A 15463-nucleotide genomic window follows, 5' to 3' on the forward strand; every position below is an offset into this window, starting at 1 on the left:
TCGCGCTCTCGTGCGTCATTGTGTCTAGTTCCGGCAATCCAACGGCAGAGGCTCCCACGTGATCGACATCGACCGAATTCGCGCCGATACGCTTGCCGCCTCCCGGCTGGCATATCTCCACAACGCCGGCGCGGCACTCATGCCGACCCCCGTTGTCGCGGCGATGAAGCAGCATATCGATCTGGAAAGCGAGATCGGCGGTTATGCCGCGGCCGGTCGGGAGGCAGCCCGGCTCGAAGCCGTCTACGGCTCCGTGGCGCGCCTGTTGAATGCTGCGCCCGACGAGATCGCGCTCGTGGAGAATGCGACGGTGGCCTGGCAGATGGCGTTCTACGCGCTTCCGTTTCGCGCGGGCGATCGCATCCTGACTGCCGAGGCGGAATATGCCGCCAACTACGTGGCGTTCCTTCAGGTCGCCAAACGTACCGGCGCGGTCATCGATGTGGTGTCAAGCAATGCCACCGGCGAGCTCGACGTCCACGCGCTCGAACGCATGATCGATGAGCGCGTCAAACTGATTGCCATCACCTGGGTTCCGACCAATGGCGGGTTGGCCAATCCCGCAGCGGAGATCGGCAAGATCGCCCGGAGCCACGGCATTCCTTATCTGCTCGACGCCTGCCAGGCCGTCGGTCAGATGGCGGTCGACGTGGAAGCCATCGGCTGCGACATGCTGTCGGCCACGGGGCGCAAATTCCTCCGCGGCCCGCGCGGCACCGGTTTCCTCTATGTCCGCCGGGGGATGCTGCAGCGGCTCGAGCCGCCGATGATCGATCACTTCGCCGCGCCCTGGGTCTCGCGCAATGAGTATCGGCTTCGCGACGATGCGCGCCGTTTCGAGACCTGGGAGAACAATTACGCGGCGCGATTGGGTCTCGGCGCCGCTGTCGACTATGCCCTCGCGATCGGCCTTGGCCCCATCGAACAACGCTGCCGCCTGCTTGCAGGCCGTCTTCGCGGCGGCCTCGCCTCCATTCCCGGCATCGCCATTCGCGATCTTGGGCGCACGCCCAGCGCGATCGTCAGCTTCACGATGCGAGGACATGAGGCGGACGCCATCGTCGGCAGCGCCGCCGCGGCGGGCATCACGATCGGCGCTTCACATCCGTCGAGCACCCGCATCGATGCCGAAGTCCGCGCGCTGCCGCCGCTCGCGCGCGCTTCCCCGCACTATTACAACACGGAAGCCGAGATCGACCGCCTGATCGACCACCTCGCGGGATTGCCTCGGCGATAGCGGCGCTCGCTCAGGTGCAGCGCGCGCTCAAGCCGGATGCGCTGAGCCTCGCCATCACCTCGTCGAGATGGGCGGCATCGCGGGTCTCGATGACGAGCTGCAGCAGCGTCGCCTTGGCCGGCAGGTCGGAGAACGTCCGCTGGTGCGAGACCTCGATGATGTTGGCGCCGGCTTCGGCCAGCAGCGCCGCAACGGCGGCCAGCTGCCCGGGGCGATCAGGAATATCGAGCGAGAGCTGCGTCAACCGCCCCTCGCGCGCGAGCTCGCGTGTCAGGACCGAGGCGATCAGTCGCGTGTCGATATTGCCGCCGCTCAGGACGAGACCGACCTTCTGGCCGGCAAAGCGGGTCGGGTCCGACATCAGCGCGGCGAGGCCGGCGGCGCCGGCGCCCTCGACCACCGTCTTCTCGATCGAGATCAGGGTCGCCACCGCGCGCTCGAGCTCGGCTTCGTTGACCAGTGCGATGTCGTCGACGAGGCGGCGGACGATTTCGGTGGTGATCTTGCCGGGCGATTTCACAGCGATGCCTTCGGCCAGCGTATCGCCGCGCGCCGGCAGATTGCCGTCATGGATGGCGTTGTACATCGAGGGATAGAGCCAGGCCTCGACACCCAGGATGCGCACCGACGGCTTGATCGACTTTGCGGCAATGGCAATCCCGCTGATCAGCCCGCCGCCGCCGATCGGGACGACCAGTGTGTCGAGCTCCGGCACGGCTCTCATCATCTCCAGCCCGACGGTGCCCTGCCCCGCGATGACAAGCGGATCGTCGTAAGGGTGGACGAAAATCATGCCCCGCGCTTCACCGTGGCTGCGCGCGAAGGCGGCCGCCTCCTCCAGCGTCGCGCCCGTGACGACCACTTCCGCGCCGTGATGCCTTGTGTTCTCGATCTTCACCATCGGCGTGCCGATCGGCATCACGATGGTGGCGGGAATGCCGAGCCGCTTGGCGTGGTAGGCAACGCCCTGCGCGTGGTTTCCGGCCGACATGGCGATGACGCCGCGCACGCGCTCTTCCGGCGTCAGCGCGGTGAGGCGGTTGAGCGCGCCGCGCTCCTTGAAGGACGAGGTGAACTGAAGGTTCTCGAATTTGAGCCAGATCTCGCAGCCGCAGATGCTGCTCAGCGTGCGGCTATAGCTGCAGGGCGTCTCGACGACCGCACCCCGGATGGTATCGGCGGCGGCGTGAATGTCGCCCGGCGCGACCGGAAAACCGCTTAGATCGGACGACGTGCTTTGGGACAACTCAGCCATGGGACAGCATAGAGCATCCGGCGGTTCGAGGCGATATGCCAGCCGCTATTTGGTAAATTCCCGGGAACGTGAAGCCCGCCACAGCGTCCAGAGCGTGCTCAGCCGCGACGTCGGCTGCGGCGCGAACGGATTGCGGCCGGGGTGCGACAGGCGCTTGAGGTCGGCCTTGACTTGGCTCAGCGGCAGAAACGCCGGACGCACCGCGACCGGCACTTGCGCCAGCAGCGACAAGGCCGTGGTCAAATGCTGCTGCGCCTCGCCCACGAGCTGCTCCAGCACGGCACGCAGGCTCGGCGTGTCCTTGCCGGCAAACACGTCCTCCATCTGGCAGCCATGGCTCGCCAGCACCTGCTGCGGCAGGAACAGTTGCCGGTGCGATGCATCGCGCGGCAGGTTCGTAATGACCTGCACGATGCCCTGCGCCAACCCCGCATGACGGGCGAGATGCTGGGCCGCCTCCGATGGCGGGCCCAGAACCTGCGCCACCAAACCAAACAACGCCGAACAGGTCGCGTCGAGATAGCCCTCCAGCGCCGTCAGCGTCGGCATCGGGTCGTTGTAGAGGTCGAACTGGTGCTCGTCGACGAGCAGTGACAGCGGCTCGACTGGCAGGTCGAAATCACGGATCGCACGCAGCAGCTCGGCTGCGACCGGATTACCTTCGGCGCTGCCGTGGACCAGGCCCGAAAACAGGTCGGTCCACCACTGAAAGCGGATCTCGCCGGGCAAGGGCTGGCTCACCTGGTCGCGGACGCGGACGATCTCGACGTTGAAGGCGTAGAGCGCCAGCAGCGCGCGGCGCTCGGCGGCGGGCGCGAACAGCGTCGCGGCGTAGCGCGGAAAGTCATGGCTGCGCACGAGATCGGCGCAGAAGGCGACGGAATCGGGCGGCCGAGCGGCGCTGCTCATGTGCTGTTCATGGCACCGCGATCAGCGCAGCGGCGACCCGCCGCCGCTCGCCGATCATGATGTTGTAGGTGCGCACGGCAGGACCGGTCTGCATCGTGTCCAGCACCACCCTCACCGCTTTGAGCGCCTGGCGCAGCTCCGGCGGCGGCAGCCAGACCCCGGTTCCAGTGCCGACCAGGAGTGTGTCGATGCTGTTGGCGGCCGTGAACACCCGGTCCAGCGAATAGCGGTCGATCTTCTGGGGGTCGGTCACGTCCCAGGCCCAGATCGCGTCCGGCAGGCACAGCAGCGACCCCCGATGCGACATGCCGGCGAAGGCGAAGCCGCCCTTGCCATAGGCCTCGATCGGCGCCGAGCGCGGGAAATGGGGAGCGTTGGGATCGCCGGCCATGAGCTGGGTCCGAATGAGCTTACTGCCCTCGCCAACTCGTGCGAGGGCATGCGGTTCGGATCATGCCTTGCTTTTCTTCGCGGGCGGTGCCGTATCGGGCGCATCTTCGCGATGCTCGCCGACGCCGAGATAGATCAGGATCGGCGCCGCGATGAAGATCGACGTATAGGTGCCGACCAGCACCACGCCGAACATCATCACCGCGGTGAAGCTGTGGATCGCGTGACCGCCGAACAACAGCAGCGCGAGCAGCGCCAGTGTCACGGTGAAGTGGGTGATGATCGAGCGCGACAGCGTCGAATTGATGGACTCGTTGAGAAGCTGCGGCATCGGCATCTTCTTGTAGCGGCGCAGCATTTCACGGATGCGGTCGTAGATGACGACGGTGTCGTTGAGCGAATAGCCGAGAATCGTCAGCAGCGCGGCGATGCTGGTCAGGTCGAAATCGACCTGGCTGATCGACATGAAGCCGATCGTCAGCACGATGTCGTGCACGTTGGCGATCATGGCGCCCAGCGCGAACTGCCATTCGAACCGGAACCAGAGATAGATCAGGATCGAGACGATCGCGAGCATCAGGCCGAGCATGCCGTAGGCGAGCAGCTCGCCGGAAACGCGCGGGCCGACCACTTCGACGCGGCGATACTCGACGGAATCACCGAGGGCGGAGCGAACCTTCTGCACCGCAGCCTGCTGCGCGGCGTCGCCGCCCGGCTGCTCGGCTACCCGGATCAGGACGTTCGCGGCGTCGCCGAATTGCTGCAACTGCACTTCGCCGAGACGCAAGGAATCCAGCGTCGTGCGCATCGCGGCGATGTCCGCAGCGCCCGACTTCGCCCTGACTTCCAGCAGCGTACCGCCGCGGAAGTCGATGCCGAAATTCAAGCCATGGGTGAAGAACAGCGTGATGGCGACGATCGACAGCGCCGCCGAGATCGGGAAGCTGATGCGGCGGAAGCGCGTGAAATCGAAGTGCGTATCGTCCGGGACGATACGCAGCGACGGCAGCAGGCCGAGGGCTGCGACCACGGTGAGGACGGCAATCAAGATGCCAAGCCCGATGAGAACGTAATGCGTCACGGTCTTAGCTCCTAGATCGGCACGCTCTGCGGCCGCTTCCACCGCACCCACCAGGCGACGATCAGCCGGGTCATGGTGAAGGCGGTGAACACCGTGGTGATGATGCCGATGCCGAGCGTCACGGCAAAGCCGCGCACCGGGCCGGTGCCGATGTAGAACAGCACCGCAGCGGCAATGAAGGTGGTGATGTTGGAATCGAGAATGGTCGCCAGCGCCCGCTTGAAGCCGGCGTCGATCGCCGAAATCGCGTTGCGGCCGCCACGCAGCTCCTCACGGATGCGCTCGTAGATCAGCACGTTGGAGTCGACCGCGATGCCGACAGTGAGCACGATGCCGGCGATGCCGGGCAGCGTCAGCGTGGCATTGAGCAGCGACAGCAGGCCGAAGATCATGGCGACGTTGATGGCCACCGCGATATTGGCGAACACCCCGAACAGCCGGTACGTCAGCAGCATGAAGACGATGACGAGGATCGAGCCGACGTAAGCCGCCAGCTCGCCCTTCTCGATCGAGTCCTGGCCGAGGCCCGGACCCACGGTGCGCTCCTCGACCACGGTCAGCGGCGCCGGCAGCGCGCCGGCGCGCAAGAGGATCGCCAGATCGTTGGCCGATTGCACGGTGAAGCTGCCGGAGATCTGGCCTTGGCCGCCGGTGATGGGCTCGCGGATGACCGGCGCCGAGATCACCTTGTTGTCCAGAACGATCGCGAAGGGCAGCCCGACGTTCTCCTGCGTCGCCTGCGAGAACTTGCGCGCGCCCGAGGTGTTGAACTTGAAGCTGACGACCGGTTCGCCCGTGCGCTGGTCGAAGCTCGCCTGGGCGTCGGTCAGGTCGCCGCCGGCGACCAGCACCTGCTTCTTAACCACATAGGGTGTGGGCGGCGGCGAGGCACTCATCAGCAGCTCGGATTCCGGCGGCAACCTGCCCGCTTGCGCCTGATCCGGCGGTACGGAGGTGTCGACCATGCGGAATTCCATCTTGGCGGTCTTGCCCAGCAATTCCTTCAGGCGGGTCGGGTCCTGAAGGCCGGGGACCTGCACCAGGATACGGTCATTGCCCTGGCGCTGGATCACGGGCTCGACGGTGCCGAGCTCGTTGACGCGGCGCTCGACGATCTGGATCGACTGCTCGATGGTCTTGCGCAGGCGATCGAGCATTGCAGCCTGCGGGACGCTCAGGCGGATCACGCCGCCGCCGGCATCGGCCACCTCGAGGTCACGCTGACCGCTGGATCCCATCAGGCCGCCCAACGGCTGGGACAAGTCGCGGAGCTTGGCGAGCGCCGCCTGAACGTCGGATTCCTTGGTGATGCGCACCTCGGCCGCGTCGTTGCGCACGGTGACACCGCCGGTGAAGCCGATCTTGGCATCACGCAGCGTGCGGCGAACGTCGTCGCGAATCTGGTCGAGCCGCTCCTTCTTCACGTAGTTGGAATCGACCTCGAGCAGCAGATAGGAGCCGCCCTGCAAGTCGAGACCCAACACCAGTCGGCGCTGCGCCCAGGCGGGCCAGGTCTTGACCTGGGCCTCGGGGAAGAAGTTCGGGACCGCGCAGAGGCACACGATCAGCGCCGTCAGGATAATCCCGAGCGCCTTCCACCGCGTGAAATACAACATCGACTGGACCTGTCAGATCAGGAGACTTGAGATGCTCGCGGACGCGCTCACTTCGACGCAGCGTCGTCCTTGGCGGCTTCCTTCGCGCTTTCCTTGGCCGGCTCGCCCTTGGCGCGCACGCCGGAGATCATCTGGCGCATCTGCCGCACCCGCACGCCGTCGGAAATCTCGAACTCGATCTGGTCGTCGTCGACGACCTTGGTGACCTTGCCGACGAGGCCGCCCGAGGTCACGACGGTGTCGCCGCGGCGGATGTTCTTCACGAGGTCGGCGTGGTCGCGGACCTTCTTCTGCTGCGGGCGCAGAATCAGGAAGTACATGATCACGAAGATCAGGGCGAACGGCAGCAGCGACATCAACATGCTGTTGGTGTCGCCGGCGCCCGCGGCCTGGGCATACGCAGGAGTAATCAGCATTCGGACGATCCTCGTGAGAACGGGGGAAAGCCGGTCAGGCCCTCAAGGGCGACCGGTTCGGTCAAATTCGCGCGGACTATAGCGGCCATTGCCCCAATTGCAACGCTGCCAGACCGCCCTTTTGGCCACCTTGCGGCGCGCCCTCAGGCCCGATAAAGGCTGCGTTCTCAGGAACTTCGGACATGCCCAAAAAACCAAACAAAAGCCCGGCCGGCCAAGGCCCCCGCACACCTGCCAGGAAGCCTGCCCGCGTCGCGGCAAAACGCCCCACGACGGCCTCCAGGGCCCCTTCTCAGCCGGTCCGGGACCTCGCCCAGGAGCGCATCGTCCGCGCGCTCGAAACCATTGCGGCGCACCTTTCCGCCCAGGGCAAGCCGGCCGTCTCCGCCGAGTCGTTCGAACGGGTGGATGCCTATGTCTGGCACCCCGACGGCCGCCTTTCGGCGGTGCCGCGGGTCAGCCGCGTCGAGCTGTTCCTGCTGAAGGGCGTCGACCGGATGCGCGACATCCTGATGGAGAACACCGAGCGGTTCGCGGGCGGCCTGCCCGCCAACAACGCCCTGCTCTGGGGCGCACGCGGCATGGGCAAATCATCGCTGGTAAAGGCCGCTCATGCCAGCATCAACGCGGAGCGCAAACCGGCCGAGAAGCTGAAGCTGATCGAGATCCATCGCGAGGACATCGAAACGCTGCCGATGCTGATGGAGAAGCTTCGCGACGCCAGCTTCCGCTTCATCGTGTTCATCGACGACCTCTCCTTCGACGGCAATGACGCATCCTACAAATCGCTCAAGGCGGTGCTCGAAGGCGGCATCGAGGGCCGGCCCGACAACGTCATCCTCTACGCGACCTCGAACCGCCGCCATCTGCTGGCGCGCGAGATGATCGAGAACGAGCGCTCGACCGCGATCAATCCCGGCGAAGCGGTCGAGGAGAAGGTCTCGCTGTCGGATCGTTTCGGGCTCTGGCTCGGCTTCCACCGCTGCAGCCAGGACGAATATCTCGCCATGGTGCGCGGCTATTGCGGCCATTTCGGCATTGAGGTCGACGATGAAGCGCTGGAGCGCGAGGCGCTGGAATGGTCGACCACCCGCGGCTCGCGCTCGGGCCGCGTCGCCTGGCAGTTCGTGCAGGAACTGGCGGGCCGGCTGGGCGTGAAGCTGACGGCGACGTAGCGGAAGCGGTCAGCCAAAAACCAGATCGCCCGCTCCAGTGCGCAATGGCGCAGGGCGGGCGATCAATGCGTTCTTGTGAGGGCGACAGCCTGACGGCGCCTCACGCCCCGTTCAAAAATTGAAGCGGATCAACCGGGCTTGATCCCTTGCGGATCTCGAAGTGGAGCTGCGGCGACGCCACCTCCCCGGATTGACCCGACTTGGCAATGACCTGGCCGCGCTTGATGGGATCGCCGCGCTTCACCAACAGCTCACTCGCATGGGCATATGCGGTGACGTAGCCGTTGGAGTGCCGAACCAGGACAAGATTGCCGTAACCCTTCAGCTCGTTGCCGGAATAGGCGACGACACCGTCTTCGGCCGCCTTGACCGGGGTCCCCTCGGGCACCGCGAGATTGATGCCGTCATTGGACTTGCCGTTGGTTTTGGCGCCGTAGCTCGTGACCACCTTGCCGCGCACCGGCCAGCGGAAGGTCGGCAGCGCGCTGGTGGTCTCCGCGGCCTTCGCCGGGGTCTCGGCGGGCTTCTCTTCGACATTGGTCGTCGCCTGGGCCAGGCGTGCGCTCTGCACGGGCGCCGTCGCGGCCATCTTGGTGGCGGGCGCCGGAGCAGCCGCAACGGGCTGCAGCGTCCCCGCAACCGGAGCGGCCCCGACCGGCGCCGCAGCAACCGGAGCTGCAACGGCGGCGGTCTTGGCGCCGGGCACGGTCAGCTTGGTGCCGAGCTTGAGTTTGGCAGAGGGATCGAGACCGTTGGCACGGGCCAGTTCGGCGGACGAGATATGGTTCTTGCGGGCAATGCTGGCGAGCGTGTCGCCATGATTGACGAAGTGAGTGCTCGACGGCGCAGCCATGGCCGCAACCGGCTTCGCAGCGGGAGCTGCCGCAACCGGAGCCAGTGCAGGCGCGGGTGCAGCGGCCGTGGCCGGATGCGGGATGATGATCTGCTGGCCGGGCGAGAGTGCGCGCGGGCCCTTGTAGCCATTGGCGGCAAGGATCGCCTGCGGCGTGACGCGATAACGCTTGGCGAGCACATCGAGCGTGTCGCTGGTGCCGACGATGATCTTGGTCCCGCCAGCCGGCTGAGCCGCGGCAACGGAGCGCGGCGGCACGGTGGCCGTGGTCTCCAGATGCGGCTGCGCCGGGGGCGCGTAGGAGCCGACGCCGCGCCCGCCTCCGGACACCCCGCCGCCTGCCGCAACGGATTGCGGCGCGGACACTGCCGGCGGCGGCAAGGGCTGCGACTGATAATAACCGGGCTGGGTCTGCGGCCGCGAATATTGCGGCAGCTCACGCTGCGGCGGCGGTGCCTGCTGCACCGAACCGGTCTGGTCTGAGGCAAAGGGATTGGAGAAGTTTGACTGGGACAGCCGCGACGACATGTCGGCGCTGCATCCTGCGAAACTGAAGGAGATCAGCGCCAGCACCGCGACCTGCGGTACGCGGCGCGAGTAAAGCAACTCGGCGACGACGGACATGGTTACTCACTCGTACGCAACAGAACTGGTGTTTTAAGTAAACACGCGCCGAGTAAATAACGGCTTAACCCTCCCAATAAGATGTTGGCGGCACAGCCGCTACGGAAATCTACAGCTCCCGCGCCACTCCGGGCAGTGCCGGCACGAAGCGGACCTCGACGAGTTCCTTGCGCTCGATCCCGGCTTCGCTGCGGGTCAGGCGGATCAATGTCTGCACGCCCTGATGCGGGCCGACCGGCGCGATCAGGATGCCGCCAACCTCGAGCCGCTCGAGCAAATTCTCCGGAATCTGCTCCATCGCGGCGGTGACGATGATGCGATCGAACGGGCCGATATTGGGCGGCAGGTTGAGGCCGTCGCCAAGCATCACCTCGACATTGTGACAGCCGAGCTTTTCGAGCCTGGCGCGTGCGGTGTCAGCGAGCTTGCGATAGCGTTCGACCGTCAGGACCTGGCCGGCGAGCCGCGACAGCACGGCCGCCTGATAGCCGGAACCTGCCCCGATCTCAAGCACGCGGTGCTGCTTCCGGAGCTGGAGCTGCTCGGTCATATAGGCCACGACGAAGGGCTGGCTGATGGTCTGCCCACAGGCGATCGGCAGCGCGCTGTCGCGGTAGGCGCCGTCGCGATCGGCCTCGTCGACGAAAAGCTCGCGCGGCACCTCCTCCATGGTTCGCAGCACCGCCTGATCGCTGATGCCCCGACGCCTCAGCGTGAGCTGAAACATCATCTTTTCCGTCGGGTGCTGATTGGAGGTCATTGCCTGATTACGCTGTCTTGCCGGGGCCAATGGGCGTTAAGCCCGAACGCGAGAACTGTGTTCCTGCCCAGGAACTCATGATACGCTTCGACTGAAGCATTGACCACAAATTGGCTTGCCACGGACGAGCCGCGATCACCATTTTCAGGCATCCACTGGGCGAAACGCGCATTGCGTCAAATCGTGTTATCTGCGAACGTTTTTGGCAATGGGCAAGGACTCAACCATGACCGCGACAGGGCTTTCGGGCCGCTCTGTATTCCTCGTCGAGGACGAGGTGATGATCAGGATGATGGTTGCGGACATGCTTGAAGAGCTCGGCTACAAGGTGGCCGCCGAGGCGGGCGACATCACCGAGGCCATGCGGCTCGCCCAGGCGACCGAGTTCGACATTGCCATCCTCGACGTCAACGTCAACGGCAAGGTCATCTCGCCGGTCGCCGACGTGATCAAGGCCAAGGGCTGCCCGTTCATCTTTGCCACCGGCTACGGCTCCTCCGGCCTGCCCGAGCAGTACCGCGACCGGCCGGCGCTTCAAAAGCCGTTTCAGCTCGACGCACTCGGCAAGACCATCGAAGCCGCGCTCCGCGGCGGTTAGCTGCTATTTCAGCGTCGCGCTGAGCTCTTCCGAAAACGCTTCGTTGGTGCGGTCGAGCCTGAGCGGCGTGACCGAGACATAGCGCTCGCGAAGCGCCGCGAGATCGGTGCCGTCGGCCGGCGTGTCCATCATCGCCGTGCGCTCGAAGCCGATCCAGAAATAGGGATTGCCCCGACCGTCCTTGCGCTCGTCGATCCGCAAGAAGCCGAGATTGCGCTTGCCCTGGCGCGTGACGCGGACGCCCAGCACATCCTCCGGAGCGCAGGACGGGAAGTTGACGTTGATGACGGTGTCCTTCGGGATGCCCGCGGCGATCACCTTGCGCAGGATGTCTGGCCCGAACTTGCGCGCGGTGTCCCACGGCGGACGCTCGCGGGTCTCGACGCTGAACTCCTGCGACAACGCGAACGACGGCAACCCCAGGATGGTGCCCTCGAGCGCGCCGGCGATGGTGCCGGAATAGACCACGTCCTCGGCAACGTTACGGCCCTTGTTGACCCCGGACAGCACGATGTCGGGCAGCTTGGGCCCAAGGATATGGCGCGCGCCCATGATGACGCAGTCGGTCGGTGTGCCGCGCACGGCAAAGTGCCGTGGCCCGACCTCGCGCAGGCGCAAGGGATCGTTCAGCGACAGCGAATGCGATACGCCGGATTGGTCGAGCTCGGGTGCGACCACCCAGACATCGTCGGACAGAGCGCGTGCGATCTCCTCCACGACCTTGAGGCCGGGGGCGTGAATGCCGTCGTCATTGGTGCAGAGAATGCGCATGCGAAGGGTCGATTCCAGTAAGGGGGGTCTGAGCCGTCTTATCCGGCTCCGGCCGATCAGGCAAACCGGACGCTCGGGTCCCAGGTTCCGGCTCAATCCTGTTACCGGCGGATGCGCCATTGCGGCAGGAAGCGCGCGAGCCGGCCCTCCGCACGGAGCTGCATCGCCGGCACGAGCGGGCTCACCACGGGAGCTTCGATCACGCCGAGCGCTTTCAATTGCACAACGAACGGGTTCATCTCCGGCGCCTGCGGAAAGCGTTCGCGCGCCACCGCCAGCGCCTTGTCGAAGTCTGCGGCATTCACACCGGGCTTGGCCCGCCGGCTCTGCACGAGATCGTCGTCCCAGAGCCGCGCGATCTCGATGTCGAGCACGCCGCGCAGGCGCTGGTCCACCGCCTGGATGCCGGCGGCCGTCACCGCCCATTGTCTGCCGACCCAGAAGATGTCGCGGTGCAAGGCCATGAACATTGGGGTTCGCGTTAACGGCGCCGGCAGGATAGCCGGCCGCCCGATCTTCGCAACCCTACTCGCGCGCAATCACCTTCAGCCCACCCATATAGGGCTGCAGCACGTCGGGGACCGCGATCGAGCCGTCTTCCTGCTGATAAGTCTCCATCACGGCGATCAGCGCGCGGCCAAGAGCCGTGCCCGAGCCATTCAGCGTATGCACGAAGCGCGGCTTGCCGTCGGGGCCGCGCGAACGCGCATCCATGCGGCGCGCCTGAAAGTCGCCGCAGACCGAGCAGCTCGAGATCTCGCGGAATGCACCGCCCTCGCCCTGCCCGGGCATCCAGACCTCGATGTCATAGGTTTTTTGCGACGAGAAACCCATATCTCCGGTGCAGAGCGTCATCACGCGGTAATGCAGGTCGAGCTGACGCAGCACTTCCTCGGCGCAGGCGAGCATGCGCTCGTGCTCGTCCTTGCTGGTCTCGGGCGTCGTGATCGAGACCAGCTCGACCTTGGTGAACTGGTGCTGGCGGATCATGCCGCGAGTATCCCGCCCTGCAGCTCCGGCTTCGGCGCGGAAGCACGGCGTCAGCGCGGTGAGGCGCATGGGCAGCTGCTTCTCGTCGAGGATGGATTCGCGCGCGAGATTGGTAAGCGACACTTCGGCGGTCGGGATGAGGCCGAGACGCTCGGTCTTCAGCAGCTCATGGTCGGGCGCGGCGAGCAGCTCGCCCTTGATCGCCCAGAACTGGTCGTCCTCGAATTTCGGCAATTGCCCGGTGCCGAACATAATCTCGTTGCGCACCAGCAGCGGTGGATTGATCTCGGTATAGCCGTGCTCATCGACGTGCAGATTCAGCATGAACTGGCCAAGCGCGCGTTCGAGCCGCGCCAGTCCTTTCTTGAGCACAACGAAACGCGCGCCGGAGAGTTTTGCCGCCGCCTCGAAGTCCATGTCACCGAGCGCGGTGCCGAGATCGTCATGCAGCTTCGGAGCAAAGCTGTAGTTGCGCTTGTTGCCGAACACGTGGTGCTGCACATTGCCGTGCTCGTCGACACCGTCGGGCACTTCGTCGAACGGAATGTTCGGGATCGCGGACAGCTCTTTCGTCAACTCCTCGTCGGCCGCTTTCGCGGCCGCCTCGAGCTCCGGCATCGTGGTCTTGAGCTCGGCAACCTCGGCCATCAGCTTGGCGGCGCGCGCTTCATCCTTCGCCTTCTTGGCGTCGCCGATTTCCTTGGAGGCCGCGTTGCGCCGCGCCTGCGCCTGCTCGGAAGCCAGGATCGCGGAGCGCCGCTTCTCGTCGATCGCGAGCAGCGCGGCCGACAACGGCTTCAGGCCCCGCCGTGCGAGGCCGGCGTCGAAGGCTTGCGGATTGTCGCGGATCGATTTGATGTCGTGCATGGCTGTCTTCCCGTCATGGCCGGGTTTATCCCGGCCATCCACGTGTCTGTCGCCTTAGATCAAGTCGTGGATGCCCGGGTCAAGCCCGGGCATGACGAATCATGGGCTGTAGCCGCTATGATAAAGCGAAAGCGCCCTACTCCGCCGGTTTGGCCGGCGTCGAGACGTCGGTGCCGGTGGCGGCCTGGGAAGCTGCCGCCTTCTTCTCCACCATCCCGACCGCGATGATCGAGCCCTCGTAGAGCGCCAGCAAGGGGATCGCGAGCGAGCACTGGCTGAGCACGTCGGGCGGCGTCAGCACGGCCGCGATCACGAAGGCGATGACGATGAAATAGCGGCGCTTCTCACGCAGCATCTTCGAGCTGACGATGCCGATCCGGCCGAGCAGCGTCAGGATCACCGGAAGCTGGAAGGCTATGCCGAAGGCGAAGATCAGCGACATCATCAGCGACAAATATTCGCCGACCTTGGGCAAGAGCTGGATCTGCGCGGTCTCGTCGCCGCCGGCCTGCTGCATGCCGAGCGAGAAGCGGACCAGCATCGGCAACACGACGAAATAGACCAGCGCGGCGCCCAGCACGAAGAAGAACGGGGTCGCGACCAGATACGGCAGGAAGGCCTGCTTCTCGTGCTTGTACAGCCCCGGCGCGACGAATTTGTAGATCTGCGTCGCCACGATCGGGAACGAGATGAAGCCGGCGCCGAACAGCGCGAGCTTGAGCTGGGTGATGAAATATTCCAGCAGCGCCGTGTAGATGAATTTCGAATTCTCGGGGCCAGCGATCCACACGAACGGCCAGACCAGCACGTTGTAGATCTGCTTGGCGAAGAAGAAGCAGAAGATGAAGGCAATGCCGAAGCCGAGCAGCGCCTTGATCAGCCGCGAACGCAGCTCGATCAGATGGTCCATCAGCGGGGCTTTGCTGGCCTCGATATCGGCGTCGGTCATGACGCTTTGGCGTCCTTGATCGCTTCGGAGGGCGCGGTGTCCTGCGCAACCTTTGCCTGCTCGACCTCACGGGTGATCGCAAGCGGCTCGTTCGCGGCCGCATGCGCCTCGGCTTCCATGAAGGTCGCGGGCGTCGGGGCTTCCGGCGTGGTGGGTGTCGTCGGGGGTTCAGTTGAAGTCGTCGGCGGTTCAACGGCAGTCGTCGTGGACGTCTCGGCCGGCTTGTCGAGCACATCGACGCGCAGCGCGTCGCTGACGTCCTTCTGCAGCGAGGTCAGCGGATTGAAGCCGGTGGCGGCCTCCTTGACCTCGTCAAAACTCTTCTTGAGGTCGGCCATTTCGGCCTCGCGCATCGCTTCCTGGAACTGGCCCTGGAATTCGGCGGCCATCTTGCGCGCTTTGCCCATCCACTGTCCGACCATGCGCAGCACGCCCGGCAGCTCTTTCGGGCCGATGGCGATCAGGGCCACGACCCCGATGAGGACCAGTTCACTCCACCCGATGTCGAACATGAGGTCTTCCGTTCACACGAAGCCGCAGCCGGCCCAACCCTCGCGCGCAGGATCGGGGCGCTGGCCGCATCTCGCGTGCTTCTTTCGGCTCAGACGGCCTTGCTGCCGACGTCGGACCGTGCCGCGGTCGGCGCGGCATTGTTGTGCTCGATGGACTTGGCCGGCTCGGGCTTGTCACCGGACTTGTCGTCGTCCTGCATGCCCTTCTTGAAGGCCTTGATGCCCTGCGCCACGTCGCCCATCAGATCCGAAATCTTGCCGCGGCCGAACAGCAGCAGGACCACTGCGATCACCAGGATCCAGTGCCAAATGCTGAGTGAACCCATCCTGCAACCCTCCAAACACGCATGGCCGGGGACCCGGCCGATCTTCACCGGAACGTAGGCTTGGCAGGGCTCAAAAACAAGGACCAAGGTAGTGCCAATTCGCTGTCGGCACTACGTAATCTTGCTAGTGTTAA

Annotated in this window: 17 protein-coding genes; 3 read left to right on the plus strand and 14 right to left on the minus strand. The window is 65.3% G+C overall.

What is annotated here, in order from left to right; genetic code table 11:
* The first annotated feature begins 58 nt into the window (after positions 1-58).
* On the plus strand, positions 59-1237 hold the full coding sequence (locus tag IVA79_RS25560; protein WP_247558116.1) for an aminotransferase class V-fold PLP-dependent enzyme: 1179 nt from the start codon (positions 59-61) through the stop codon (positions 1235-1237).
* A gap of 10 nt (positions 1238-1247) precedes the next feature.
* Here IVA79_RS25560 and IVA79_RS25565 read toward each other — a convergent pair whose 3' ends face one another.
* Genes IVA79_RS25565 through yajC form a run of 6 tightly spaced genes read right to left on the minus strand, consistent with a single transcriptional unit; the run spans position 1248 to position 6904 of the window.
* Entirely contained in the window at positions 1248-2492 is a 1245-nt protein-coding gene (locus IVA79_RS25565; protein ID WP_247558118.1) for a threonine ammonia-lyase, read from the minus strand.
* A 45-nt stretch (positions 2493-2537) separates the two neighbouring features.
* Complete coding sequence (locus tag IVA79_RS25570) at positions 2538-3401, minus strand: phytoene/squalene synthase family protein (RefSeq protein WP_247558120.1); 864 nt, start codon at positions 3399-3401, stop codon at positions 2538-2540.
* Between the two features lie 7 nt (positions 3402-3408).
* Positions 3409-3792 carry an Mth938-like domain-containing protein gene (locus IVA79_RS25575; protein WP_247558123.1) on the minus strand — a complete coding sequence of 128 codons (384 nt, stop codon included), beginning with the start codon at positions 3790-3792 and terminating at the stop codon, positions 3409-3411.
* A 60-nt stretch (positions 3793-3852) separates the two neighbouring features.
* Entirely contained in the window at positions 3853-4872 is a 1020-nt protein-coding gene (secF, locus tag IVA79_RS25580; RefSeq protein ID WP_247558125.1) for a protein translocase subunit SecF, read from the minus strand.
* 11 nt (positions 4873-4883) lie between these two features.
* Positions 4884-6488, minus strand: coding sequence for a protein translocase subunit SecD (secD, locus tag IVA79_RS25585; RefSeq protein ID WP_247558128.1), 1605 nt, complete (start codon positions 6486-6488; stop codon positions 4884-4886).
* A gap of 47 nt (positions 6489-6535) precedes the next feature.
* Entirely contained in the window at positions 6536-6904 is a 369-nt protein-coding gene (gene yajC, locus IVA79_RS25590) for a preprotein translocase subunit YajC (RefSeq protein ID WP_246929167.1), read from the minus strand.
* A 182-nt stretch (positions 6905-7086) separates the two neighbouring features.
* Between yajC and IVA79_RS25595 the strand changes: the two genes are divergently transcribed.
* Positions 7087-8079, plus strand: a complete 993-nt coding sequence (locus IVA79_RS25595) for an ATP-binding protein (RefSeq protein WP_247558130.1) — start codon at positions 7087-7089, stop codon at positions 8077-8079.
* A 100-nt stretch (positions 8080-8179) separates the two neighbouring features.
* Here IVA79_RS25595 and IVA79_RS25600 read toward each other — a convergent pair whose 3' ends face one another.
* Positions 8180-9556, minus strand: a complete 1377-nt coding sequence (locus tag IVA79_RS25600; RefSeq protein WP_247558133.1) for a LysM peptidoglycan-binding domain-containing M23 family metallopeptidase — start codon at positions 9554-9556, stop codon at positions 8180-8182.
* Positions 9557-9665: 109 nt separating this feature from the next.
* Complete coding sequence (locus IVA79_RS25605; protein ID WP_247558135.1) at positions 9666-10316, minus strand: protein-L-isoaspartate(D-aspartate) O-methyltransferase; 651 nt, start codon at positions 10314-10316, stop codon at positions 9666-9668.
* Between the two features lie 226 nt (positions 10317-10542).
* Between IVA79_RS25605 and IVA79_RS25610 the strand changes: the two genes are divergently transcribed.
* A complete protein-coding gene (locus IVA79_RS25610; RefSeq protein WP_008547195.1) occupies positions 10543-10914 on the plus strand; it encodes a response regulator in 372 nt (123 codons plus the stop codon).
* Between the two features lie 3 nt (positions 10915-10917).
* On the opposite strand, the gene surE is transcribed toward IVA79_RS25610, so the two are convergent.
* From surE to IVA79_RS25640, 6 genes are all read right to left on the minus strand, one after another.
* Entirely contained in the window at positions 10918-11685 is a 768-nt protein-coding gene (gene surE / locus IVA79_RS25615) for a 5'/3'-nucleotidase SurE (protein WP_247558137.1), read from the minus strand.
* A gap of 101 nt (positions 11686-11786) precedes the next feature.
* Positions 11787-12149 (minus strand): hypothetical protein, encoded by a 363-nt coding sequence (locus IVA79_RS25620; protein ID WP_247558299.1) that lies wholly within the window; start codon positions 12147-12149, stop codon positions 11787-11789.
* Between the two features lie 61 nt (positions 12150-12210).
* Entirely contained in the window at positions 12211-13542 is a 1332-nt protein-coding gene (serS, locus tag IVA79_RS25625) for a serine--tRNA ligase (RefSeq protein ID WP_247558139.1), read from the minus strand.
* Between the two features lie 136 nt (positions 13543-13678).
* The gene (tatC, locus tag IVA79_RS25630; RefSeq protein ID WP_247558141.1) at positions 13679-14491 is read right to left on the minus strand and encodes a twin-arginine translocase subunit TatC; all 813 of its coding nucleotides are present in this window, start codon (positions 14489-14491) and stop codon (positions 13679-13681) included.
* Positions 14488-15003 carry a Sec-independent protein translocase protein TatB gene (gene tatB, locus IVA79_RS25635; protein WP_247558144.1) on the minus strand — a complete coding sequence of 172 codons (516 nt, stop codon included), beginning with the start codon at positions 15001-15003 and terminating at the stop codon, positions 14488-14490. Before tatB ends, tatC begins: the two co-directional genes overlap by 4 nt.
* Positions 15004-15092: 89 nt before the next feature.
* On the minus strand, positions 15093-15329 hold the full coding sequence (locus IVA79_RS25640; RefSeq protein WP_212084662.1) for a twin-arginine translocase TatA/TatE family subunit: 237 nt from the start codon (positions 15327-15329) through the stop codon (positions 15093-15095).
* Positions 15330-15463 lie beyond the last annotated feature (134 nt).

Source organism: Bradyrhizobium sp. 138, assembly GCF_023074075.1.
GTDB lineage: Bacteria > Pseudomonadota > Alphaproteobacteria > Rhizobiales > Xanthobacteraceae > Bradyrhizobium.

Excerpts from the sequence above, each read along its gene's own strand:
- IVA79_RS25610 (WP_008547195.1), top strand. The coding sequence starts at position 10,543 with ATGACCGCGACAGGGCTTTCGGGCCGCTCTGTATTCCTCGTCGAGGAC.
- tatB (WP_247558144.1), bottom strand. The coding sequence starts at position 15,003 with ATGTTCGACATCGGGTGGAGTGAACTGGTCCTCATCGGGGTCGTGGCC.
- IVA79_RS25600 (WP_247558133.1), bottom strand. The coding sequence starts at position 9,556 with ATGTCCGTCGTCGCCGAGTTGCTTTACTCGCGCCGCGTACCGCAGGTC.
- serS (WP_247558139.1), bottom strand. The coding sequence starts at position 13,542 with ATGCACGACATCAAATCGATCCGCGACAATCCGCAAGCCTTCGACGCC.
- IVA79_RS25605 (WP_247558135.1), bottom strand. The coding sequence starts at position 10,316 with ATGACCTCCAATCAGCACCCGACGGAAAAGATGATGTTTCAGCTCACG.
- IVA79_RS25570 (WP_247558120.1), bottom strand. The coding sequence starts at position 3,401 with ATGAGCAGCGCCGCTCGGCCGCCCGATTCCGTCGCCTTCTGCGCCGAT.
- IVA79_RS25595 (WP_247558130.1), top strand. The coding sequence starts at position 7,087 with ATGCCCAAAAAACCAAACAAAAGCCCGGCCGGCCAAGGCCCCCGCACA.
- IVA79_RS25640 (WP_212084662.1), bottom strand. The coding sequence starts at position 15,329 with ATGGGTTCACTCAGCATTTGGCACTGGATCCTGGTGATCGCAGTGGTC.
- IVA79_RS25620 (WP_247558299.1), bottom strand. The coding sequence starts at position 12,149 with ATGGCCTTGCACCGCGACATCTTCTGGGTCGGCAGACAATGGGCGGTG.
- tatC (WP_247558141.1), bottom strand. The coding sequence starts at position 14,491 with ATGACCGACGCCGATATCGAGGCCAGCAAAGCCCCGCTGATGGACCAT.
- secD (WP_247558128.1), bottom strand. The coding sequence starts at position 6,488 with ATGTTGTATTTCACGCGGTGGAAGGCGCTCGGGATTATCCTGACGGCG.
- IVA79_RS25565 (WP_247558118.1), bottom strand. The coding sequence starts at position 2,492 with ATGGCTGAGTTGTCCCAAAGCACGTCGTCCGATCTAAGCGGTTTTCCG.
- yajC (WP_246929167.1), bottom strand. The coding sequence starts at position 6,904 with ATGCTGATTACTCCTGCGTATGCCCAGGCCGCGGGCGCCGGCGACACC.
- surE (WP_247558137.1), bottom strand. The coding sequence starts at position 11,685 with ATGCGCATTCTCTGCACCAATGACGACGGCATTCACGCCCCCGGCCTC.
- IVA79_RS25575 (WP_247558123.1), bottom strand. The coding sequence starts at position 3,792 with ATGGCCGGCGATCCCAACGCTCCCCATTTCCCGCGCTCGGCGCCGATC.